This window comes from Nocardia vinacea, assembly GCF_035920345.1.
Classification (GTDB): Bacteria; Actinomycetota; Actinomycetes; order Mycobacteriales; family Mycobacteriaceae; genus Nocardia; species Nocardia vinacea_A.
The window spans coordinates 1902215-1918136 of sequence record NZ_CP109149.1 but is presented as its reverse complement, the minus strand read 5'-3'; the positions used below and the strand labels follow the sequence as shown (position 1 = coordinate 1918136).

13 protein-coding genes and 2 pseudogenes are annotated in these 15922 nt (G+C 64.4%); 9 read left to right on the top strand and 6 right to left on the bottom strand.

Going from position 1 to position 15922, the window contains the following annotated elements; genetic code table 11:
• Window positions 1-16: 16 nt before the first annotated feature.
• From OIE68_RS09140 to OIE68_RS09130, 3 genes are read right to left on the bottom strand one after another with little or no spacing between them, the layout of a single operon-like run.
• Window positions 17-1480, bottom strand: coding sequence for a DUF4189 domain-containing protein (locus OIE68_RS09140; RefSeq protein WP_327098934.1), 1464 nt, complete (start codon window positions 1478-1480; stop codon window positions 17-19).
• Window positions 1477-2439: a protein phosphatase 2C domain-containing protein gene (locus OIE68_RS09135; RefSeq protein WP_327098933.1), complete on the bottom strand. Its 963-nt coding sequence runs from the start codon at window positions 2437-2439 to the stop codon at window positions 1477-1479. The genes OIE68_RS09140 and OIE68_RS09135 overlap by 4 nt, the downstream gene beginning before the upstream one ends.
• Window positions 2439-3119, bottom strand: coding sequence for a hypothetical protein (locus OIE68_RS09130; RefSeq protein ID WP_327098932.1), 681 nt, complete (start codon window positions 3117-3119; stop codon window positions 2439-2441). Before OIE68_RS09130 ends, OIE68_RS09135 begins: the two co-directional genes overlap by 1 nt.
• 426 nt (window positions 3120-3545) lie before the next feature.
• Between OIE68_RS09130 and OIE68_RS09125 the strand changes: the two are divergent.
• Window positions 3546-3773, top strand: a pseudogene (locus OIE68_RS09125) (DDE-type integrase/transposase/recombinase); the annotation flags it as partial.
• Window positions 3774-3835: 62 nt separating this feature from the next.
• On the opposite strand, the gene ltrA reads toward OIE68_RS09125, so the two are convergent.
• Entirely contained in the window at window positions 3836-5110 is a 1275-nt protein-coding gene (gene ltrA, locus OIE68_RS09120; protein WP_327098931.1) for a group II intron reverse transcriptase/maturase, read from the bottom strand.
• Window positions 5111-5564: 454 nt separating this feature from the next.
• On the opposite strand from ltrA, the gene OIE68_RS47020 reads away from it, so the two are divergent.
• Complete coding sequence (locus OIE68_RS47020) at window positions 5565-6008, top strand: integrase core domain-containing protein (protein ID WP_419150758.1); 444 nt, start codon at window positions 5565-5567, stop codon at window positions 6006-6008.
• Window positions 6009-6031: 23 nt separating this feature from the next.
• Window positions 6032-7069 (top strand): hypothetical protein, encoded by a 1038-nt coding sequence (locus OIE68_RS09110; protein WP_327098930.1) that lies wholly within the window; start codon window positions 6032-6034, stop codon window positions 7067-7069.
• Here the strand turns inward: OIE68_RS09110 and OIE68_RS09105 are convergent.
• Window positions 7005-8453 carry an NF041680 family putative transposase gene (locus OIE68_RS09105; RefSeq protein ID WP_327098928.1) on the bottom strand — a complete coding sequence of 483 codons (1449 nt, stop codon included), beginning with the start codon at window positions 8451-8453 and terminating at the stop codon, window positions 7005-7007. The two genes, OIE68_RS09110 and OIE68_RS09105, sit on opposite strands and share 65 nt — an antisense overlap.
• A gap of 298 nt (window positions 8454-8751) precedes the next feature.
• Here OIE68_RS09105 and OIE68_RS47015 point away from each other — a divergent pair.
• From OIE68_RS47015 to OIE68_RS09080, 6 genes and pseudogenes are all read left to right on the top strand, one after another.
• Window positions 8752-9735, top strand: a pseudogene (locus tag OIE68_RS47015) (transposase); the annotation flags it as partial.
• Between the two features lie 169 nt (window positions 9736-9904).
• A complete protein-coding gene (locus tag OIE68_RS47010; protein ID WP_419150757.1) occupies window positions 9905-10240 on the top strand; it encodes a transposase in 336 nt (111 codons plus the stop codon).
• A gap of 268 nt (window positions 10241-10508) precedes the next feature.
• A complete protein-coding gene (locus OIE68_RS09095) occupies window positions 10509-11957 on the top strand; it encodes an NF041680 family putative transposase (RefSeq protein ID WP_327098928.1) in 1449 nt (482 codons plus the stop codon).
• Between the two features lie 1097 nt (window positions 11958-13054).
• The gene (locus OIE68_RS09090; RefSeq protein WP_327098927.1) at window positions 13055-13819 is read left to right on the top strand and encodes a class I SAM-dependent DNA methyltransferase; all 765 of its coding nucleotides are present in this window, start codon (window positions 13055-13057) and stop codon (window positions 13817-13819) included.
• Window positions 13820-14490: 671 nt separating this feature from the next.
• Window positions 14491-14871 carry a hypothetical protein gene (locus OIE68_RS09085; RefSeq protein WP_327098926.1) on the top strand — a complete coding sequence of 127 codons (381 nt, stop codon included), beginning with the start codon at window positions 14491-14493 and terminating at the stop codon, window positions 14869-14871.
• Window positions 14872-14988: 117 nt separating this feature from the next.
• On the top strand, window positions 14989-15114 hold the full coding sequence (locus OIE68_RS09080) for a hypothetical protein (protein WP_327098925.1): 126 nt from the start codon (window positions 14989-14991) through the stop codon (window positions 15112-15114).
• A 75-nt stretch (window positions 15115-15189) separates the two neighbouring features.
• On the opposite strand, the gene OIE68_RS09075 is transcribed toward OIE68_RS09080, so the two are convergent.
• Window positions 15190-15900, bottom strand: a complete 711-nt coding sequence (locus OIE68_RS09075; protein ID WP_327101623.1) for a maleylpyruvate isomerase family mycothiol-dependent enzyme — start codon at window positions 15898-15900, stop codon at window positions 15190-15192.
• Window positions 15901-15922 lie beyond the last annotated feature (22 nt).

Here is a 15922-nt window from a genome sequence, read left to right as displayed (position 1 = left end):
GCAACCCACCTCGTTCCTAGTCTGCGCATTGTGACCGGAACTCGAACGATCCGGTCCACCCGTACTTGTTACGTGCGTTCGACGCCGCATCATTCTGCGCCTGCTCGACGTTGAATCCATCTCCCCAAAACCAACCGCCGTTGCCGAAGAAGGCGATGGCAATACACCTGTTCTTAGCCCATATTGGCTTGCAGTCCGATCCGCAGCGCCCCATCACGGAGTCGACGGCACCGTGCTGGCTGGAGTCGGTGGCCCAGTACACCCGATTGTCGTCGGTGCCGTATGCGCCCGCGACATAATGAGCGGGTGGTACCGGAGGCGGCGACGGTATGTATGGGGTCGAGGCCCGTGGGGGCGAGATCTTGACCGATGGCACTGGCGGGAGGGTTCGGGAGGATCCGTTATCGGGCAGTTGTGTTGCGACACCTAGAACGACGATGATGCCGACGATGACACCAGCAGCGATCGCGGCGAGGGCCGGATTGAGACGGTTCGGGGCATGTTTAGCGCCAGTTGGGTGGGCGTTGCTTGTTGCGGGTTGTGGAGCCTGTGCCGGAGAGGGCACTGTGGCGGGGGGCGCGGTGGCCGGGGCGGTCGAGGCGATGGCCGCGGCCGATCGGAGGTGCTCGGCCCAGTGGGCGGGTAGAGGCCGCCGGGCCGGGCCGGGGTCGAGGCTCAATTGCGCGAGGGTGCCCAAGGCGGGGTGGATCGCGGTCAGGGGTGTGGTGTCGGTGGTGGTCTGGTCGCGGGCGAACAACCGCACGGCGAGTAGCCCGAATTTGTAGACGTCACCGGCCTGGGTTGCCTTCTCCTCGCCGGAGGGGAGGGTCCAGTCGGGTGTTTCGGCTTGCGGCAGTACTGATTCGCCGCGCACGCGCATGGCGTCGCAGTCGATGAGGAAACATTCGGGGGCCGGGTCGGTGGTGAACAACAGGTTCTTCGGCGACAGGTCGCCGACCACGATGCCGAAACGGTGCAGACGGGCCAGAGTAGCGGCCAGGTCGGCGAGTATTTCCAGTCGGTCGCGTTCGCTGATGTGCAGGCCGATGCGCGCGACGTAGGAGTCGTCGTTGAGCAGGTATTCAAGGTTCGCCAGCCGCTGGCTGGTCCCGGTGGTGGCCGACAGTCCTCGCAGGGTGAACCGAAATCTGTCGGGCACGACGCGCATGATGATCCCGCACACATGTTCCTGACGGGCGACCATCGCCGCGGGCCATGCGGTCTTGTCGCACAACCACTCGCCGTCGGATCGACTCAGTTCGCTGAGCAGTGCCACCATCTTGGTCAACGCGACGATATCGAGCTGGGCCAGCGATGCCGTGTTGTATTCCTTGAAGACCACGTCCCAGCCGGGGCCGTCGGTGTTGTTGATCTTCTTGTTGGCGACCCGGTAGACCGTGCCTTGACCGCCTCGGCCGAGTTGGTCTCCCACGTCGAGGGAGTCGTAGCCGACGACGTGGGATCCGTTGGGCACGTTCACCGTTGGCTCCGGGCGCGGGGCCAGACCGCGAGCAGGGTCCGGTCGTCGTCGAAGGTTTCGCGGGAGAAGTCCAGTACGTGAGCGAGCCACGTCGCAGACGGCGGCGTCAGCAGATGGCGGCCGAACAGCGCGCCCACCAGACCGTCACCGTCGCCGAGTGGATCACCGAAGCCGTCGGTGCCGACCAGCAGCATCTGCGTCGGCGACAGGCGGGCGGTGGCGAGTTGGTCCAGCGGATCGTGCACATGTGGCAGAGGGGTCACCTCGTTGGAGACCACGTCGATGTCCGCACCCGTCTTGGATCGGTAAAGGGGATGGTAGCTGATATCTGCGTGGTCGAGGATCCATGCACCGGAGTCGCCGATCCGGAACACGTCCACGACAGGCCCCTCCGGATCGGGCCGCACGGTACCGGCGACAAGTGTGGTGCCATACAAGTTCGCGACCTCGGCCGCAGTCGGGTCGCTCACGTCCAACTGCCACTGCGCCAGCTCGTAGAGCCGATCGGCGCAGCTGTAGGCGACCTTCTGGAAATCGACTGGCCCGGCGGCGTCGGCCAAGAGGTCCAGCATGGCGTGGACGGCGACTTCGCACACTTCCACCGCGCCGCGCTCGGAATGACCTGCGCTTGAGAGGCCATCGGCGACCGCGAAGACGATCGTGCCGGTCGGTTCGTGCACGGCGGCACGCGCCGAATCCTGACGTGGACGCCGGTAGTAGCGGTGGTTGGCGCCACGCACTGAGGCGAACCGCAGCGTCAGATCCGCGGTCGACCAGCCATCACATTCGGTGTCGGGCGGATGAGAAGCGGCCAACCCAGGCGGACGGGCCTCGAACTCCGGGCCGGGCACGTCCACCACGATCGGCCGCCACGGCCGCGGCATATCTGATTCGTCGGCGACAGTCTGTGGAGCCTGCCCCTGACCAGCGGACTTGCCAGGGGCGCTCCAAGGATTCACTAGCCGACCTCGTCGATCGCCATCGTGAACTGGTCGGGACGATTCACGACCAGTTGCGGATTTCCCGAACCCAACGCCTGCCCCGACGCGACGAGACTGGCCGTAAGCGAATGGAAGAACTCCGAGATCGCAGTACCGACATCGGCTCCGGACTTGGCGACGAACGCGAACTCTTGCCGCGTGGCGACCTCGAGCATCGTCGCCGCCCGGGCATCACCGATTCCGCACGCGATAATGTTCGGTGCCGTCGGGGTCCGAGCCTTGTCGATCAACAGGCTGCGCGGAGCACGCCACGACCCGCTGTCGGTCGGCTGCCCGTCGCTGAGGAAGAACACAACAGGGCGATGGACCTTGTACCCCTCCTCACGCAGAAATTGCACATCGGTGGGAATCCGGGCCAGCAGGTCATCGAACACCGCCTTGTAGTTCGTGACGCCTCGGATCACGACACCAGGAAGCGAAGTCTCGGTACGCATGTCGGTGATCGCCAGACGAACCTGGACATCGTCGGAGAACCCCAGCACAGCCAACCGCAATTTGGCAGCCACCATAGGCTCGGCCCGTAGCCCTTCGCACAACGACACCAGACCGGCGTACAGCTCGTCCTTGTACGGACCCATCGACCCAGACTCGTCGGCAAGTACATAGGCAGGCAACAACAGACCTCTGGTCTCCGCCACCACCACACCTCCTAATCATCCTGTACCACATATACTTTGGAAACAGCGCGGCAATCATCCTTATTGCCGAAAAGCCTGCCGCAGTGCGCTTCCCTGCGCCAGAGCGCGATTGCATCAGCGCGAAGAATTCTCCCTCCTCGGAGAGCGACTCCTGATTCGACAGGCAACGATCTCGATCGGCTAACAGTACTGCACGCCAACACCTTTGACGATTTAACAAACGTTGTCGCTTCGGTTGCGATTGTTCTGCCCATCCCGCGCCACGGCGCAGTTCGCCACCAAACCGTCCGCCCTGGCTGCCAGGAGGGTCGCGCGTGCCGATGTGGCGAGGGCTTTGCGCCCGGCTGGGTGAGCCGTACGGCGCGTGCCCCGCTTCATGGCGTGCGGCTCCAATCCCGCTCGGTGGGACGCGTTTCGGCGATCGCCTATTGCCTCATCGACATCTACTCCCGCTATCTCGTCGGGGTTCATGTCCACACCCACGAATCCGGTGTGCTGGCAACGGAATTGATGCTCGAGATCTCCGGTATCCACGGCATACCGCAAGTGGTGCACGCTGACCGGGGCACCTCGATGACTTCGAAATCCGTCGCCGCGCTACTCGCCGATCTCGAGGTCACCCGATCACATTCGCGGCCGCGGGTGTCCAATGAGGTGAGTCGGCGGCGGGAATCTCACCCACCGCCGCTCGCAGAACCGTGCTTAACAGTCTCCCGTTACACGGCTCCCGCCGTTGAACTAGTAGGCAACCCGCCATGCTTCCAATGCGCAAACATCCCCGGATACACCGAAGCAATCTCGGCCAACTTCCTCCGAGCACGCCCAGTCGCACGACGAAACCGCTTGTATTTCCGCTTCGCCCATTTCACCAGAAACGGGTTAATCTGTCGCCCAAGGAAACTCATCAACTCAGACTTGTAGAAGCGCCCATAGTAGTTGATCCACCCCGCTACGACCGGGTTGATCATCGCACCGATTTCCTTGAAACTCAGCGCAGTCCAACGACCCAACCGCCAACCCCGAATAGTTGCGGCCATCGATTTCTTCGCCTGCTTACTCACCGCAGGCAGGAAACCAGACTTCAGTCTCCCATCCCGCAGGCGAGCCGGACGCCGCCGAAAAGTGAACCCCAAGAAGGTAAACTCGGTCACCGGGAACTCCAGCTCCCGGCCCTCCTGCTTGCAATACACGATCCGGGTTTTCTCCGGGTGCAAACTCAAACCGAACTGCCCCATCCTCCGCCCGATCGCGTCGCGGACGAACTCCGCTTGCTTCTCACTGGCGCAATGGATTACGGCGTCGTCGCAGTACCGCTCGAACCTGATCGACGGGTACTCTCGATCCAACCAGGCATCAAAAGCGTAGTGCATGAACAGATTCGACAACAACGGCGAAATCGCAGACCCTTGCGGAGTTCCCTTCTCTCGCCTCAGGAGCGTCCCGTCGGTCTGTTGCATCGGCGCGATGAGCCACCGTTTCACATACAGCAGAACCCACGACAGATCAGTGTGTTTCTCCACGGCAGCGACGATGGGACCGTGCGGAACGTTGTCGAAGAAACCCTGGATGTCGAGGTCGATGACCCAAGGCTGTCGCCAACACCGCTGTTTACACGTTTCCACCGCATCCAGCGCCGACCGGCCCGGCCGATAACCATACGAATCCTGATGAAACACCTTCTCCGCCTCAGGATTCAGCACCATGGCCACCGCCGTCTGCGCTATCCGATCGGCGACGGTCGGGACCCCGAGGGTCCGAACCCCGCCATGTTTCGGGATCTCCACCACCCGAACGGGCGGCGGGAAGTAGCTTCCCGACGACAGCCGATTCCAGAGTTTGAACAGGTTGTTCTTCTCGTCCTGCTCGAAATCCGCCAACGACTGCCCATCCACACCGGCCGCTCCCTTGTTGGCCTTGACCTTCTGATATGCGTTCCACACCAGAGTTTTCGGGATATCGAACGGCTTGCCTACTGGTCTTGTCTCGGTCATCGGATTCCTCCCAATTTCTGGTTGATCGTCGATCGACACCCAACAACACGCCCCCTTCGCTCCGCCCCCATTACAGGGGTTTCACCGCTACTACGGGGCGTTCCGCCCTCCTGACACGCCACCGGGTTCTTGGCCCGTCTCGCACCCACTTCAACCAGCAGAAGCGTTTTCGTGTCGAGGAGTTCTCCTGTTCCGTTGTGAAGCCTGGAGCCGAGCTCGCGCCACCTTTATGCCGGACACCACCAAACCAATCAGCAGGCACCCGTTTGGCTTATCCCGGAACAGGATTGAGGTCCCGGTTTTGATGTCATTTTGGAATAACGACACGTCATCAGTGGTTCACTTGCGTTCGCCTTCTCGGCCCATACCTGCCGCATCTCGTGCGGCTTTTCCCACGACGCTCACCACCACGGCTCATTCACCGCAGCAGCTCGGGGCGGTTTGACACCTACACCTGCATGTCGATGCCGAAGGACCTACCTTCATCTCCACAACAGCACGGTTACAACAAGATTCGCGGCTCTACATCACGACCTCCCTGTCACCTTCAGGACACACCAACCCGTACTCCGAAGCGCTGTTCAAGACCTTGAAATACGGGCCGGAGTTCCCTGACTGCTTCGGATCCCTCACCGAGGCAAGACAATTCATGGATTGCTTCGCCGGGTGGTACAACCACGACCACCGCCACACCGGCCTCGGCTTACACACTCCCGCCGACGTCCACTACGGCCTCGCAGCGGGCAAAGCCGCCGACCGCCGCGGCGTACTCGATGCCGCCCGCGCCAAGCACCCACACCGCTTCGCCACCACCACTGCACCGAAGATCCTCGACCTACCCGACAGCGTCTGGATCAACCGACCCGCCACCCAGGAAACCGATACGCAAGCGGCATAACACACCCACTGGCCTCATTCGGCTTGAAAAATTCCGCAGTTGCGGCGTTTGGATTCAGGTTCCAATACTTCGTCACCGTCGAGGAGTCCCTTCGCGCTGTTATGGCGCGCGCCGATGATCTGAGCGCTCTGGCCTTGGTTGTGGAGCCGACACGACGGGATATCGGTGTAGGCAATGACGACGACGTGGTCGATTTCGCAATTGAGTACAACGGGCAGATCGAACGCCATGTTCAGGTGAAGTCGTCGGTCGAGCCGTCCGAGTCGAACAGTCTCGGGTATGCCGATGTCAAAACGATTTTCGCCAGAATGGGCAGTGATGGGCAGGAAGCGGTCGTTCTGACGAACAGGCCGCTGGCACCCAAACTTGTCGGCGCGTGTGGGACACCCGCGTCGACGTCCGAGGGCAGGCGGGTCTACCCCGTCACGGCATCGGAACTCACACAGAACGAAGCGACTCCGCGCAGGATGGTCGTTCGGGATGATCGCGGCCCGGCGGCGATCAACGCGTCGATTCTGGCGTTGATCCGTAACATCCGCGGCGACCGTGCCCTTGGGCAAGGTACGAATTCCGCGGGACTGCTCGCAGCGTTGCTGGTCGACGCCGTATTCGCGTCGGCCGCTGATCTTGCTGCACGCAGGATCAGCGCCACCGACATCCTTGAACTGCTGTGCATTTCGGACACACAGGTCGCGCACGCGCTGCGCCGCTTCGACTGGGGTGTCCCGCTGCTTGAAGTTCCGCGCCTCGTGTCGCCGGTGCCTCGGACATCGGAGCTGGTCGAGCTCACCTCTGTATTTACCGACAGCGTCGCGACACGGTCGCCACGTGCCGCTGTGTTGACCGGTGTCACTGGGTTCGGCAAGAGCACGATCGCTGCCGATTTCTGCCACCTGAATCGGCATTTCTACGAGTACGTCTGCTGGTTCGACTGCCGCTCCGGAAGGCCTGATTGCAGCCAAAGCAAGGACTGTACTTGTCGACCTAGCTTGAGTTTTATGCTCTGCGGCGTGGTCGCGGCCCTGCGGGTTTCGATGCTTGCTGGTTGCTGGGGGTCTTGATGTGCACGTCGTAGCGGGGTGCCGGGTGCTGGTTGCGGTGGCCGGGTGGTCGTCCGGGGCCGGGTCGTGAGGGTTTCGGTGCACTGGCGGGACAGGCGATGTTTGCGCGTAGGTGCCGAAACCCTCGTCGGATGCGGGCTGGTGTAAGCCGTTGCGGGGCAGCGGGTTTCTCCCACGGCCGTCTCAGGTCGGCGGCGAGGCTGCGGGCCAGGCGGAGCTGGGTGTAGGCGGCCAGCAGCAGCCAGGTCCACCGGTCGGCCGCGGCTGGGTCGCGTAGCTTGGGGCTGGTCCAGCCGAGGGTCTGTTTGAGCATGCGGAAGGTGTGCTCGATATCGAAGCGACGCAGGAACGCCTGCCACAACACATCGACCATGTCCGCGTCGAGATCGACGATCGAGTGCCACAGCCACACCGGTTTCGGGATCGCCCCGGAAGGCAATCGCGCGACGTCGAGCCGGATCACAGTGCCCTCGATGACGGGCAGCGTTCCGGTCTGGGCGACCCAGGACGAGCGGTGAGTAAGCCTGGGGTGCAACCTATTCCATGATCTGGCGGTGGCCGGGCCGTAGAGGCGGGTCTCAGTCGCGGTAGCGGTGTCGGGCTCACCCCAGGTGGCCGGATCGGCGAAGACGAACTCGCCGCCGTGCCGCGGCGGGCGGCCGTTGGTGCCCGGCTGCCGGGGTGGTGCGGCGCGGCGCAGCACCCGGTCCGAGCGCATCCGTCCCAGCACCGCTACCGGCAGGTCGGCCAGCAGGAACGCCAGCCGGGGTGCGTCGTAGCCGGAGTCGGTGACGATCCAGATGTCCGGGTCGCCGGGCCGGTGGTGCCCGGCGTCGATCAGATTGCCGATCACAGTGCGCAACTGGGCCGCTGTGATGGTGGCCGCGTCGTCGCCGGGGGCCAGCCGCACCGCATCCAGCGGCGCGGTCCACGAGCTGCGACCGGTCTCGAGCGCGCAGACCACCGAATACGGCCATCCCGGGATCATCAGATGGGAGTCCTTGGCGCGGCCGTAGGTGTGACACAGCATCCGCTGCGGACAGGTATGCGCCTCCGGACGCAGCCAGCAGGTGATGTCCACCGCCAGCACCAGCCGGCCGTCAGCGGCCCGCGGCAGCGGCACCGCTGTCAGCGCCCGCCGCAGCCGAGCGATCTCGATCCGTCCCCGATCCAGCGCGGCATACACGCTGCCATGGCCGCGGCGATGCTCGCCGACCAGCGACAACTCCGGCAACGACCGCACCGGACCATCCGCACACAACACCGCGTCCACCAGCTCGAACACCGCATCCGCCCGCCGGGTCGCGCACCGATACAACTCCTGCCGGAACACCGACAGGTCCCCCAACACACCGTCGCAACCGGTGTCGTGCACACTGTTCATCGAAGCCCTTGGTTATCAGATTTGTTCTGTCGCAAGACAAATCATCAGCCAAGGGCTTCGTTCAAGATCATCCGGGGCACGAGACGCGACCCGCATAGCATAAAACTCAAGCTAGGTGGCTGGTGTTTTTCGTGCGGTGACGGCCCGGCTCGAGCAGAATGATCGGGTGACGTTGGGGCAGTCGCCGAGGCAGGCGGATTTGTTGCGGTCGACCGCGAACTTCTGCGAGGGTCGTGTGGCGGAGGGCTCGATTTACGGTGTACTGCACCGTGATTGCTTCCAGTTGTTCCCGGATGAGATGTTCGCCGACCTGTTCACCGATGTCGGGCGGCGTTCGGTGCCGCCGATGATCGTGGCGGTGGTGATGGTGCTGCAACGCATCGAGGGGCTCTCGGATCGGGAAGCGGTGGAACGGTTCGCGTTCGATGCCCGCTGGAAATACGCCGCCGGTGGCTTGGATTTCGACTATCCGGGATTCGTGCACACGGTGCTGGTTGACATGCGGGCCCGGCTGGCCCGCTCGCAGCGGCCCAACCGCATCTTCGACGCCGTGCTGGAGGTGGCGCGCCAGGCTGGTTTGGTGGGTCGTAAACGGGTGCTGGACTCGACCCCGCTCTATGACGCGGTCGCCACGATGGACACCATCACCTTGATCCGGTCGGCGATCCGTGGCCTGCTCGCGGCCGTCGGCGCCGAACTGGCTGCGGCATTGCGGGCGGCGATCACCAGCGACGACGACTACACAGGCACTGCGAAACCCATGATCGACTGGGACGACGAGACCGCTCGTGAGCAGTTGATCGATTCCCGTGCCCGTGACGGGTCGGCGATGCTGACGCTGCTGGACGGGCTGGATCTCGACGAGCGTGTCGGCAAGGCCGCACAACTGCTGGCGACCGTGCTCGGCCAGGACATCACCACCGATGACGACGGGAACTTCCGGATCGTGCGCGGCACGGCAGCCGACCGGGTGATCTCGACCGTTGATCCCGAGACCCGCCACGGGCACAAGACCAGCGCCCGCGGATTCGACGGCTACAAAGGCCATATCGCCGTCGACCCCGATAGCGAGATCATCACCGCCACCACTGTCACCCCCGGCAACAGCAGCGACGCCGACGCCGCCACCGGCCTGCTCGCCGACATACTGCCCTCCGAAGCCGAAGCCGAAGCCGAAGCCGAAGCCGAAGCCGAAGCCGAAGCCGAAGCCGAAGAGGGTGGGGTGGTGGTTTTCGGTGATGCCGCATACGGGGCGGGAGGGTTGCTGAAACGGTTGGACGACAACGGGATTGGCAACCAGATCAAGGTGCAGCCGTCGCCGTCGGTGAAAGGGCATTTCTCCAAGGACCGGTTCAGCATCGACCTGGACCACCGCACGGTGACCTGCCCGGCTGGAGTCACCGCGACGATCGCGGCCCGCACCGGCCGCCACACCGGCGCCGCCTACTTCGGTGCCGCCTGCACCGGGTGCCCGCTGCGCGCAGTGCACAACGGCGGCCGGCGGGCGCACGATTACCGTCGGAGCCCACGAAAAATACCTGGCCACCGCCCGCACCCGGCAGCTGAACCCGGCCTGGAAGGCCGCCTACCGCGCGACCCGCCCCAAGGTGGAACGCAAAATCGGGCACCTGATGCGCCGCCGCCACGGCGGACGCCGCGCTCGTCTGCGTGGACAAGCCAAGATCAGTGCCGACTTCGGGCTGCTCGCCGCCGCGCACAACCTCGCCCGCCTCGCCGTCCTCGGGATCGGCTACAGCACCAGCGGATGGACCACAGCCGCCGCCTGACATTCCGGGCGCACCACAGACAAAGCCCAAATCACCACGGACACAGCCTGATACGACAATCCTGGCACAGTCACCGCCAGCCGCCGTCAACCAACCACGACATACCAGCCCGGCGGCATCACCGCGCCGACAGGCGCGTTCGACACCAGCCACCTAGCTTGAGTTTTATGCTATGCGGGTCGCGTCTCGTGCCCCGGATGATCTTGAACGAAGCCCTTGGCTGATGATTTGTCTTGCGACAGAACAAATCTGATAACCAAGGGCTTCGATGAACAGTGTGCACGACACCGGTTGCGACGGTGTGTTGGGGGACCTGTCGGTGTTCCGGCAGGAGTTGTATCGGTGCGCGACCCGGCGGGCGGATGCGGTGTTCGAGCTGGTGGACGCGGTGTTGTGTGCGGATGGTCCGGTGCGGTCGTTGCCGGAGTTGTCGCTGGTCGGCGAGCATCGCCGCGGCCATGGCAGCGTGTATGCCGCGCTGGATCGGGGACGGATCGAGATCGCTCGGCTGCGGCGGGCGCTGACAGCGGTGCCGCTGCCGCGGGCCGCTGACGGCCGGCTGGTGCTGGCGGTGGACATCACCTGCTGGCTGCGTCCGGAGGCGCATACCTGTCCGCAGCGGATGCTGTGTCACACCTACGGCCGCGCCAAGGACTCCCATCTGATGATCCCGGGATGGCCGTATTCGGTGGTCTGCGCGCTCGAGACCGGTCGCAGCTCGTGGACCGCGCCGCTGGATGCGGTGCGGCTGGCCCCCGGCGACGACGCGGCCACCATCACAGCGGCCCAGTTGCGCACTGTGATCGGCAATCTGATCGACGCCGGGCACCACCGGCCCGGCGACCCGGACATCTGGATCGTCACCGACTCCGGCTACGACGCACCCCGGCTGGCGTTCCTGCTGGCCGACCTGCCGGTAGCGGTGCTGGGACGGATGCGCTCGGACCGGGTGCTGCGCCGCGCCGCACCACCCCGGCAGCCGGGCACCAACGGCCGCCCGCCGCGGCACGGCGGCGAGTTCGTCTTCGCCGATCCGGCCACCTGGGGTGAGCCCGACACCGCTACCGCGACTGAGACCCGCCTCTACGGCCCGGCCACCGCCAGATCATGGAATAGGTTGCACCCCAGGCTTACTCACCGCTCGTCCTGGGTCGCCCAGACCGGAACGCTGCCCGTCATCGAGGGCACTGTGATCCGGCTCGACGTCGCGCGATTGCCTTCCGGGGCGATCCCGAAACCGGTGTGGCTGTGGCACTCGATCGTCGATCTCGACGCGGACATGGTCGATGTGTTGTGGCAGGCGTTCCTGCGTCGCTTCGATATCGAGCACACCTTCCGCATGCTCAAACAGACCCTCGGCTGGACCAGCCCCAAGCTACGCGACCCAGCCGCGGCCGACCGGTGGACCTGGCTGCTGCTGGCCGCCTACACCCAGCTCCGCCTGGCCCGCAGCCTCGCCGCCGACCTGAGACGGCCGTGGGAGAAACCCGCTGCCCCGCAACGGCTTACACCAGCCCGCATCCGACGAGGGTTTCGGCACCTACGCGCAAACATCGCCTGTCCCGCCAGTGCACCGAAACCCTCACGACCCGGCCCCGGACGACCACCCGGCCACCGCAACCAGCACCCGGCACCCCGCTACGACGTGCACATCAAGACCCCCAGCAACCAGCAAGCATCGAAACCCGCAGGGCCGCGACCACGCCGCAGAGCATAAAACTCAAGCTAGGGCGTGTTTCATAAGTGCTGAGGGGTGATCGCCGCCGTCGTGATTGCGGCTGAAAGTCGTTGCCGGCAGACATCAGCGCGTCGGCTTCAGTGCGCAAAGTCTCGATATCGTCCCAGAACTCGTCGGCTCTCGACGACATGCGGTCGGCAGTGGCGTGCATCTGATCCGGATTGCTGTGCACCATGCGAAGCTACCACCGCCACACTCGACCAAGGCGCGTGTCGCTGACCGGCCCGGACACGGCGACCGGGTTTGTCCACTACCACGATTCAGAGCCATCGAGACCCGGAGTGCCACACGCTCGGGGAGCGGTGGGGCTATGGGAGGTACTTTCCGCCGGTTCCCGGATTCGGTAGCACGAGAAGTGCTGTGGCTCGTGTTCTCGCGGCTTGCCTGATCGCGGTGAGCTGACTGTGGCTTCGGGCAGCGGACCAAACGCAGCCACAACACGGTCCACCGATGCCGGTGACGGTTCCTCGCCGGAACCGACAGACGGCACCGGATTGCCTTCACCCTCCGACCCAACCGACATGAGATCCCCCTCCGATCCTGCATTGCGCGGCCCCCACCCGACCCTCGCCGCGTCGACGAGGAAAGGGCGACTATGAGTCCAGTGGCCGCAGCCATGCGTGGGACAACCAGGCAACTCTGGCACCCCTGCGAGCAATGCTTCTCCGCATTGTGCCGCACCCGAGCCGACAGCACAGCGCAATCTCGGACACGCTACCGGCTTGTCGCGGGTGCTGGCCTCGATCCGCACCACGAGCCCGGCGGCACGCAAATCATCGATCCGCAGGCCGTCCTGATGCGGGAACAGGACCGCCACCGGTCCAAGATCAGACCACCGGCACCATGATCAACCACCAAGTCCCCGTTCGCAGTTCAAGCTATGGGTCGATCACGACAATGGGACAGATCCACCTTTCGAGGAGCGCCGACAGAACTGCGCGGGTCGCAGAGGTCCGGATGATATGGAACCCGCGTAGGCGGTCAATTCGTCCTGGGGCCAACCGATTTCGCGATGAGAGATTGGGGTCGCGGTATATCGACTTGATCGGTCTGCCGGTGCTGGGCAGGCTTTGCCGGTGACGAACAGTTCTGAGGATCTACGTTTGTGGGATGCGGCCGCCGAGACTTATGCCACGACGGTGTCGGGTATTGTCGACAGCTTCTATCGGCGAATTCATGAGTTCTTGTGGTCGCACCTGGGTCCGGTCGCCGACCTCGATGTCTTGGACCTGGGGTGTGGGCACGGTTGGCTGGCCGAACAGATGCGACAGGCCGGAGCTCGCGCCACGGGCATCGACGGCAGCGAGGCTCTGTTGACCACTGCGCGATCGCACTACCCCGAAATCGACTTCCATCAACACGATCTCACGCTCGGCCTGCCCGACCCGGCCCACCGATACGACAGGATCGTCGCGCACATGGTTCTCATGGACGTGCCCGTTCTGGACCGCCTGCTCACCGATGTCGCGGCCGCGTTGCGCGACGGAGGCGTGTTCGTCTTCTCGATCCTGCATCCGGCCTTCTTCAGCTGCGACATCATCGACGAAGGACCCGGGGGACAGCGCTACCGCAAGGTCGCCGGTTACCTGGAGCACGAAACACGGTGGATCGAATCCTTCGGTGGGCACCGTCATTACCACCGCCCGCTGTCGTGGTACGCCGAGCAACTGACCGCCCACGGTCTGGTGATCACCGGAATCCACGAACCACCATCCCTGCCGCACAACGACATTCCGGTCACCGAGTGGACCGAATATCAGAAGTGGTTCAGCACCATCCCCACCATGCTCGCGATGTCGTGCAGCCCATCTGATCGAACGACGAAACTGCGGCGAGGCTGACTGTCGAGATGCACTGCAGGCCCGCCACCCACCATCTCGGCGAAGCACGCAAAGGCATCACAACCTCGCCTCCGCCGAACTAGGAGATCCTTCGGGACGATCACTTCGAGTTCCGTTGAGTTCCCGCTGTCATGCGACAGGTGTGGCTGGGTCGACTCTGCGGTCTCGACCGAGGAGTAGAGCGGGTGAACGGTCTGTGCGAGGCCACCTTCTGATCGGTGTGGCGAGCGGGGTTGCATCGTAAGGGGAGGCTTCGACGATATCCGCAGAGCTGGAAAGGCATTCGTGATGTGACGGTCGACGATCTGCCGGGTCAACATGCTGGTTTCTCAGGATTCTCTCAGTTGAACCCGTATTGAACCCCCGCAGCCCACTACCTGCGGTTTTGCGATGATTCGGCTCGAAAAAATCACCCGAACTCCGGCATAACCGCAGGTGGAGCGGGTGACCTGGTGTACTGGTTGTGTCCGGAGGGGGAACTGGCCCATATCCCCAACCTTGTTTATGCTGCTGACCTGCAACTTCCTTGAATATCGTAGGTCGTGGGGTCCGGGACGGCGTAACTGATTCGCATCACAACTGTTTTCGCATACCAGTCGACCAACAGCTCATGTTCCCGGCGCCGTCGAGGGCCACGGACGATCTGGAACGCGACGAACTCCGCCAGCCGGATGAACTCCTTGGGCAACCATCACGACCTCGGCCTGTTCGGCCTCGGGCCCACCGCCATCCCGAAGCGCCCCGGCTCAGTCGGCCTGTATCACCTGGCCTGGCAACTGGACACGATCGACGAGCTGGCCGAGTTCCGGACCACGCTGATCGAATCCGGCACCTACACCGGCGAATCCAGTCACGGCGCGACCAAGAGCGTCTACGGCGCCGATCCCGACGGCAACGAGTTCGAGATCATGTGGATGCTGCCGCGCGAAGCGTGGGGCGAGTTCGCCGACACCGCCCCCGTCGAACGCCTCGATCTGGCAGCGGAACTGCGCCGCTGGAGCGGTGTCCGTACGGCTGAGCCGCTGCCGCCCGCGACGGAGGCAGGGCGGTGATATCGACGTGATGCTGCGCAATTTCGGTATCACCGATGGCATCGTGGTGTGCGTATGGATCGATATGGCCGTCGAGTACACTGCCCGCACCGCCGCCGGCACGGTGACCGAGTCTGTGTGGTCTCCGACGCGACGTCCGGTATCAACGCCGAGTGGCAGTATGCCGCACTGAATTACGCGCTCACCAATATCGCGACAGTTGTCGACATCGAGACCGTCACCGCATCGCTGCTGAGTGCCTGAGTGCGAATCGGTTGTCGTCGCGTCTCGCGCGGCGTCCGGCACAGGCGGGCATTCCGGCACATGCGCCGGTTGCGTTCAGAGCCAGACCGGGGGCTGACGATCGGAGCCCGCTGTGAGTCCGACTGCGCCGCGGCCGGCTGCCCAGCGAACGACGGCGGGCAGCGGGCCGGTGACCGTTTCGGCTGACTCGGCGCCGGGCGATACGGGCACCGGGGCGCTGCCCTCGACTTCGAGGACCAGGTATGTGCCGAGGTCCTTCTTACGCCACATCGCCACGATGTCAGTGAGCAGGGAGTCGAGCACCACCCTGGGGAAGTCGCCGAAGCGGCCGCCGTTGCCCAGGTCGACCGCGTGGATCCAGACTTCGCGGGCGCGCATCCACACCGTCTCCTCGGCGGGCACAATGCGACCTTGGGCCGTGCGTACCGGCGTCTGCCAAGCCGACTCGGGTAGGTGCCGCCACTTCTCGTCGAGACGGGCGACAGTGTGGGCGAACAGGTTACGCAGCGCTGCGGAACCGAGGGTGGCCCCTTCGCTGATCTCCTGCCCGCGTTGTTCCGGCGAGGCGTACATGGGTGACTCCACCCTACTGGCAGCCCAATCCAGCAGTCGGCACAGCGCGGCGGCGTTGTAGCCGACGTGGGCCAGCAGGTGCCGACGCGTCCAGCCGGTGAGCGCGGTGGGGGCGTCGAGCTCGGCGTCGGTGAGCTCGGCCAGGCGCTGGGAGAAGTACGCCGTGCCGCGGTGCCAGCACCAGGGTCGGCTTCGGTTCGCGGGCAACGAGATCGGGTGAGATTGGTAGGCGGCA

Coding starts and splice junctions, on each gene's coding strand:
- OIE68_RS09105 (WP_327098928.1), bottom strand. CDS start 8,453: ATGAACAGTGTGCACGACACCGGTTGCGACGGTGTGTTGGGGGACCTG.
- ltrA (WP_327098931.1), bottom strand. CDS start 5,110: ATGACCGAGACAAGACCAGTAGGCAAGCCGTTCGATATCCCGAAAACT.
- OIE68_RS09085 (WP_327098926.1), top strand. CDS start 14,491: ATGAACTCCTTGGGCAACCATCACGACCTCGGCCTGTTCGGCCTCGGG.
- OIE68_RS09095 (WP_327098928.1), top strand. CDS start 10,509: ATGAACAGTGTGCACGACACCGGTTGCGACGGTGTGTTGGGGGACCTG.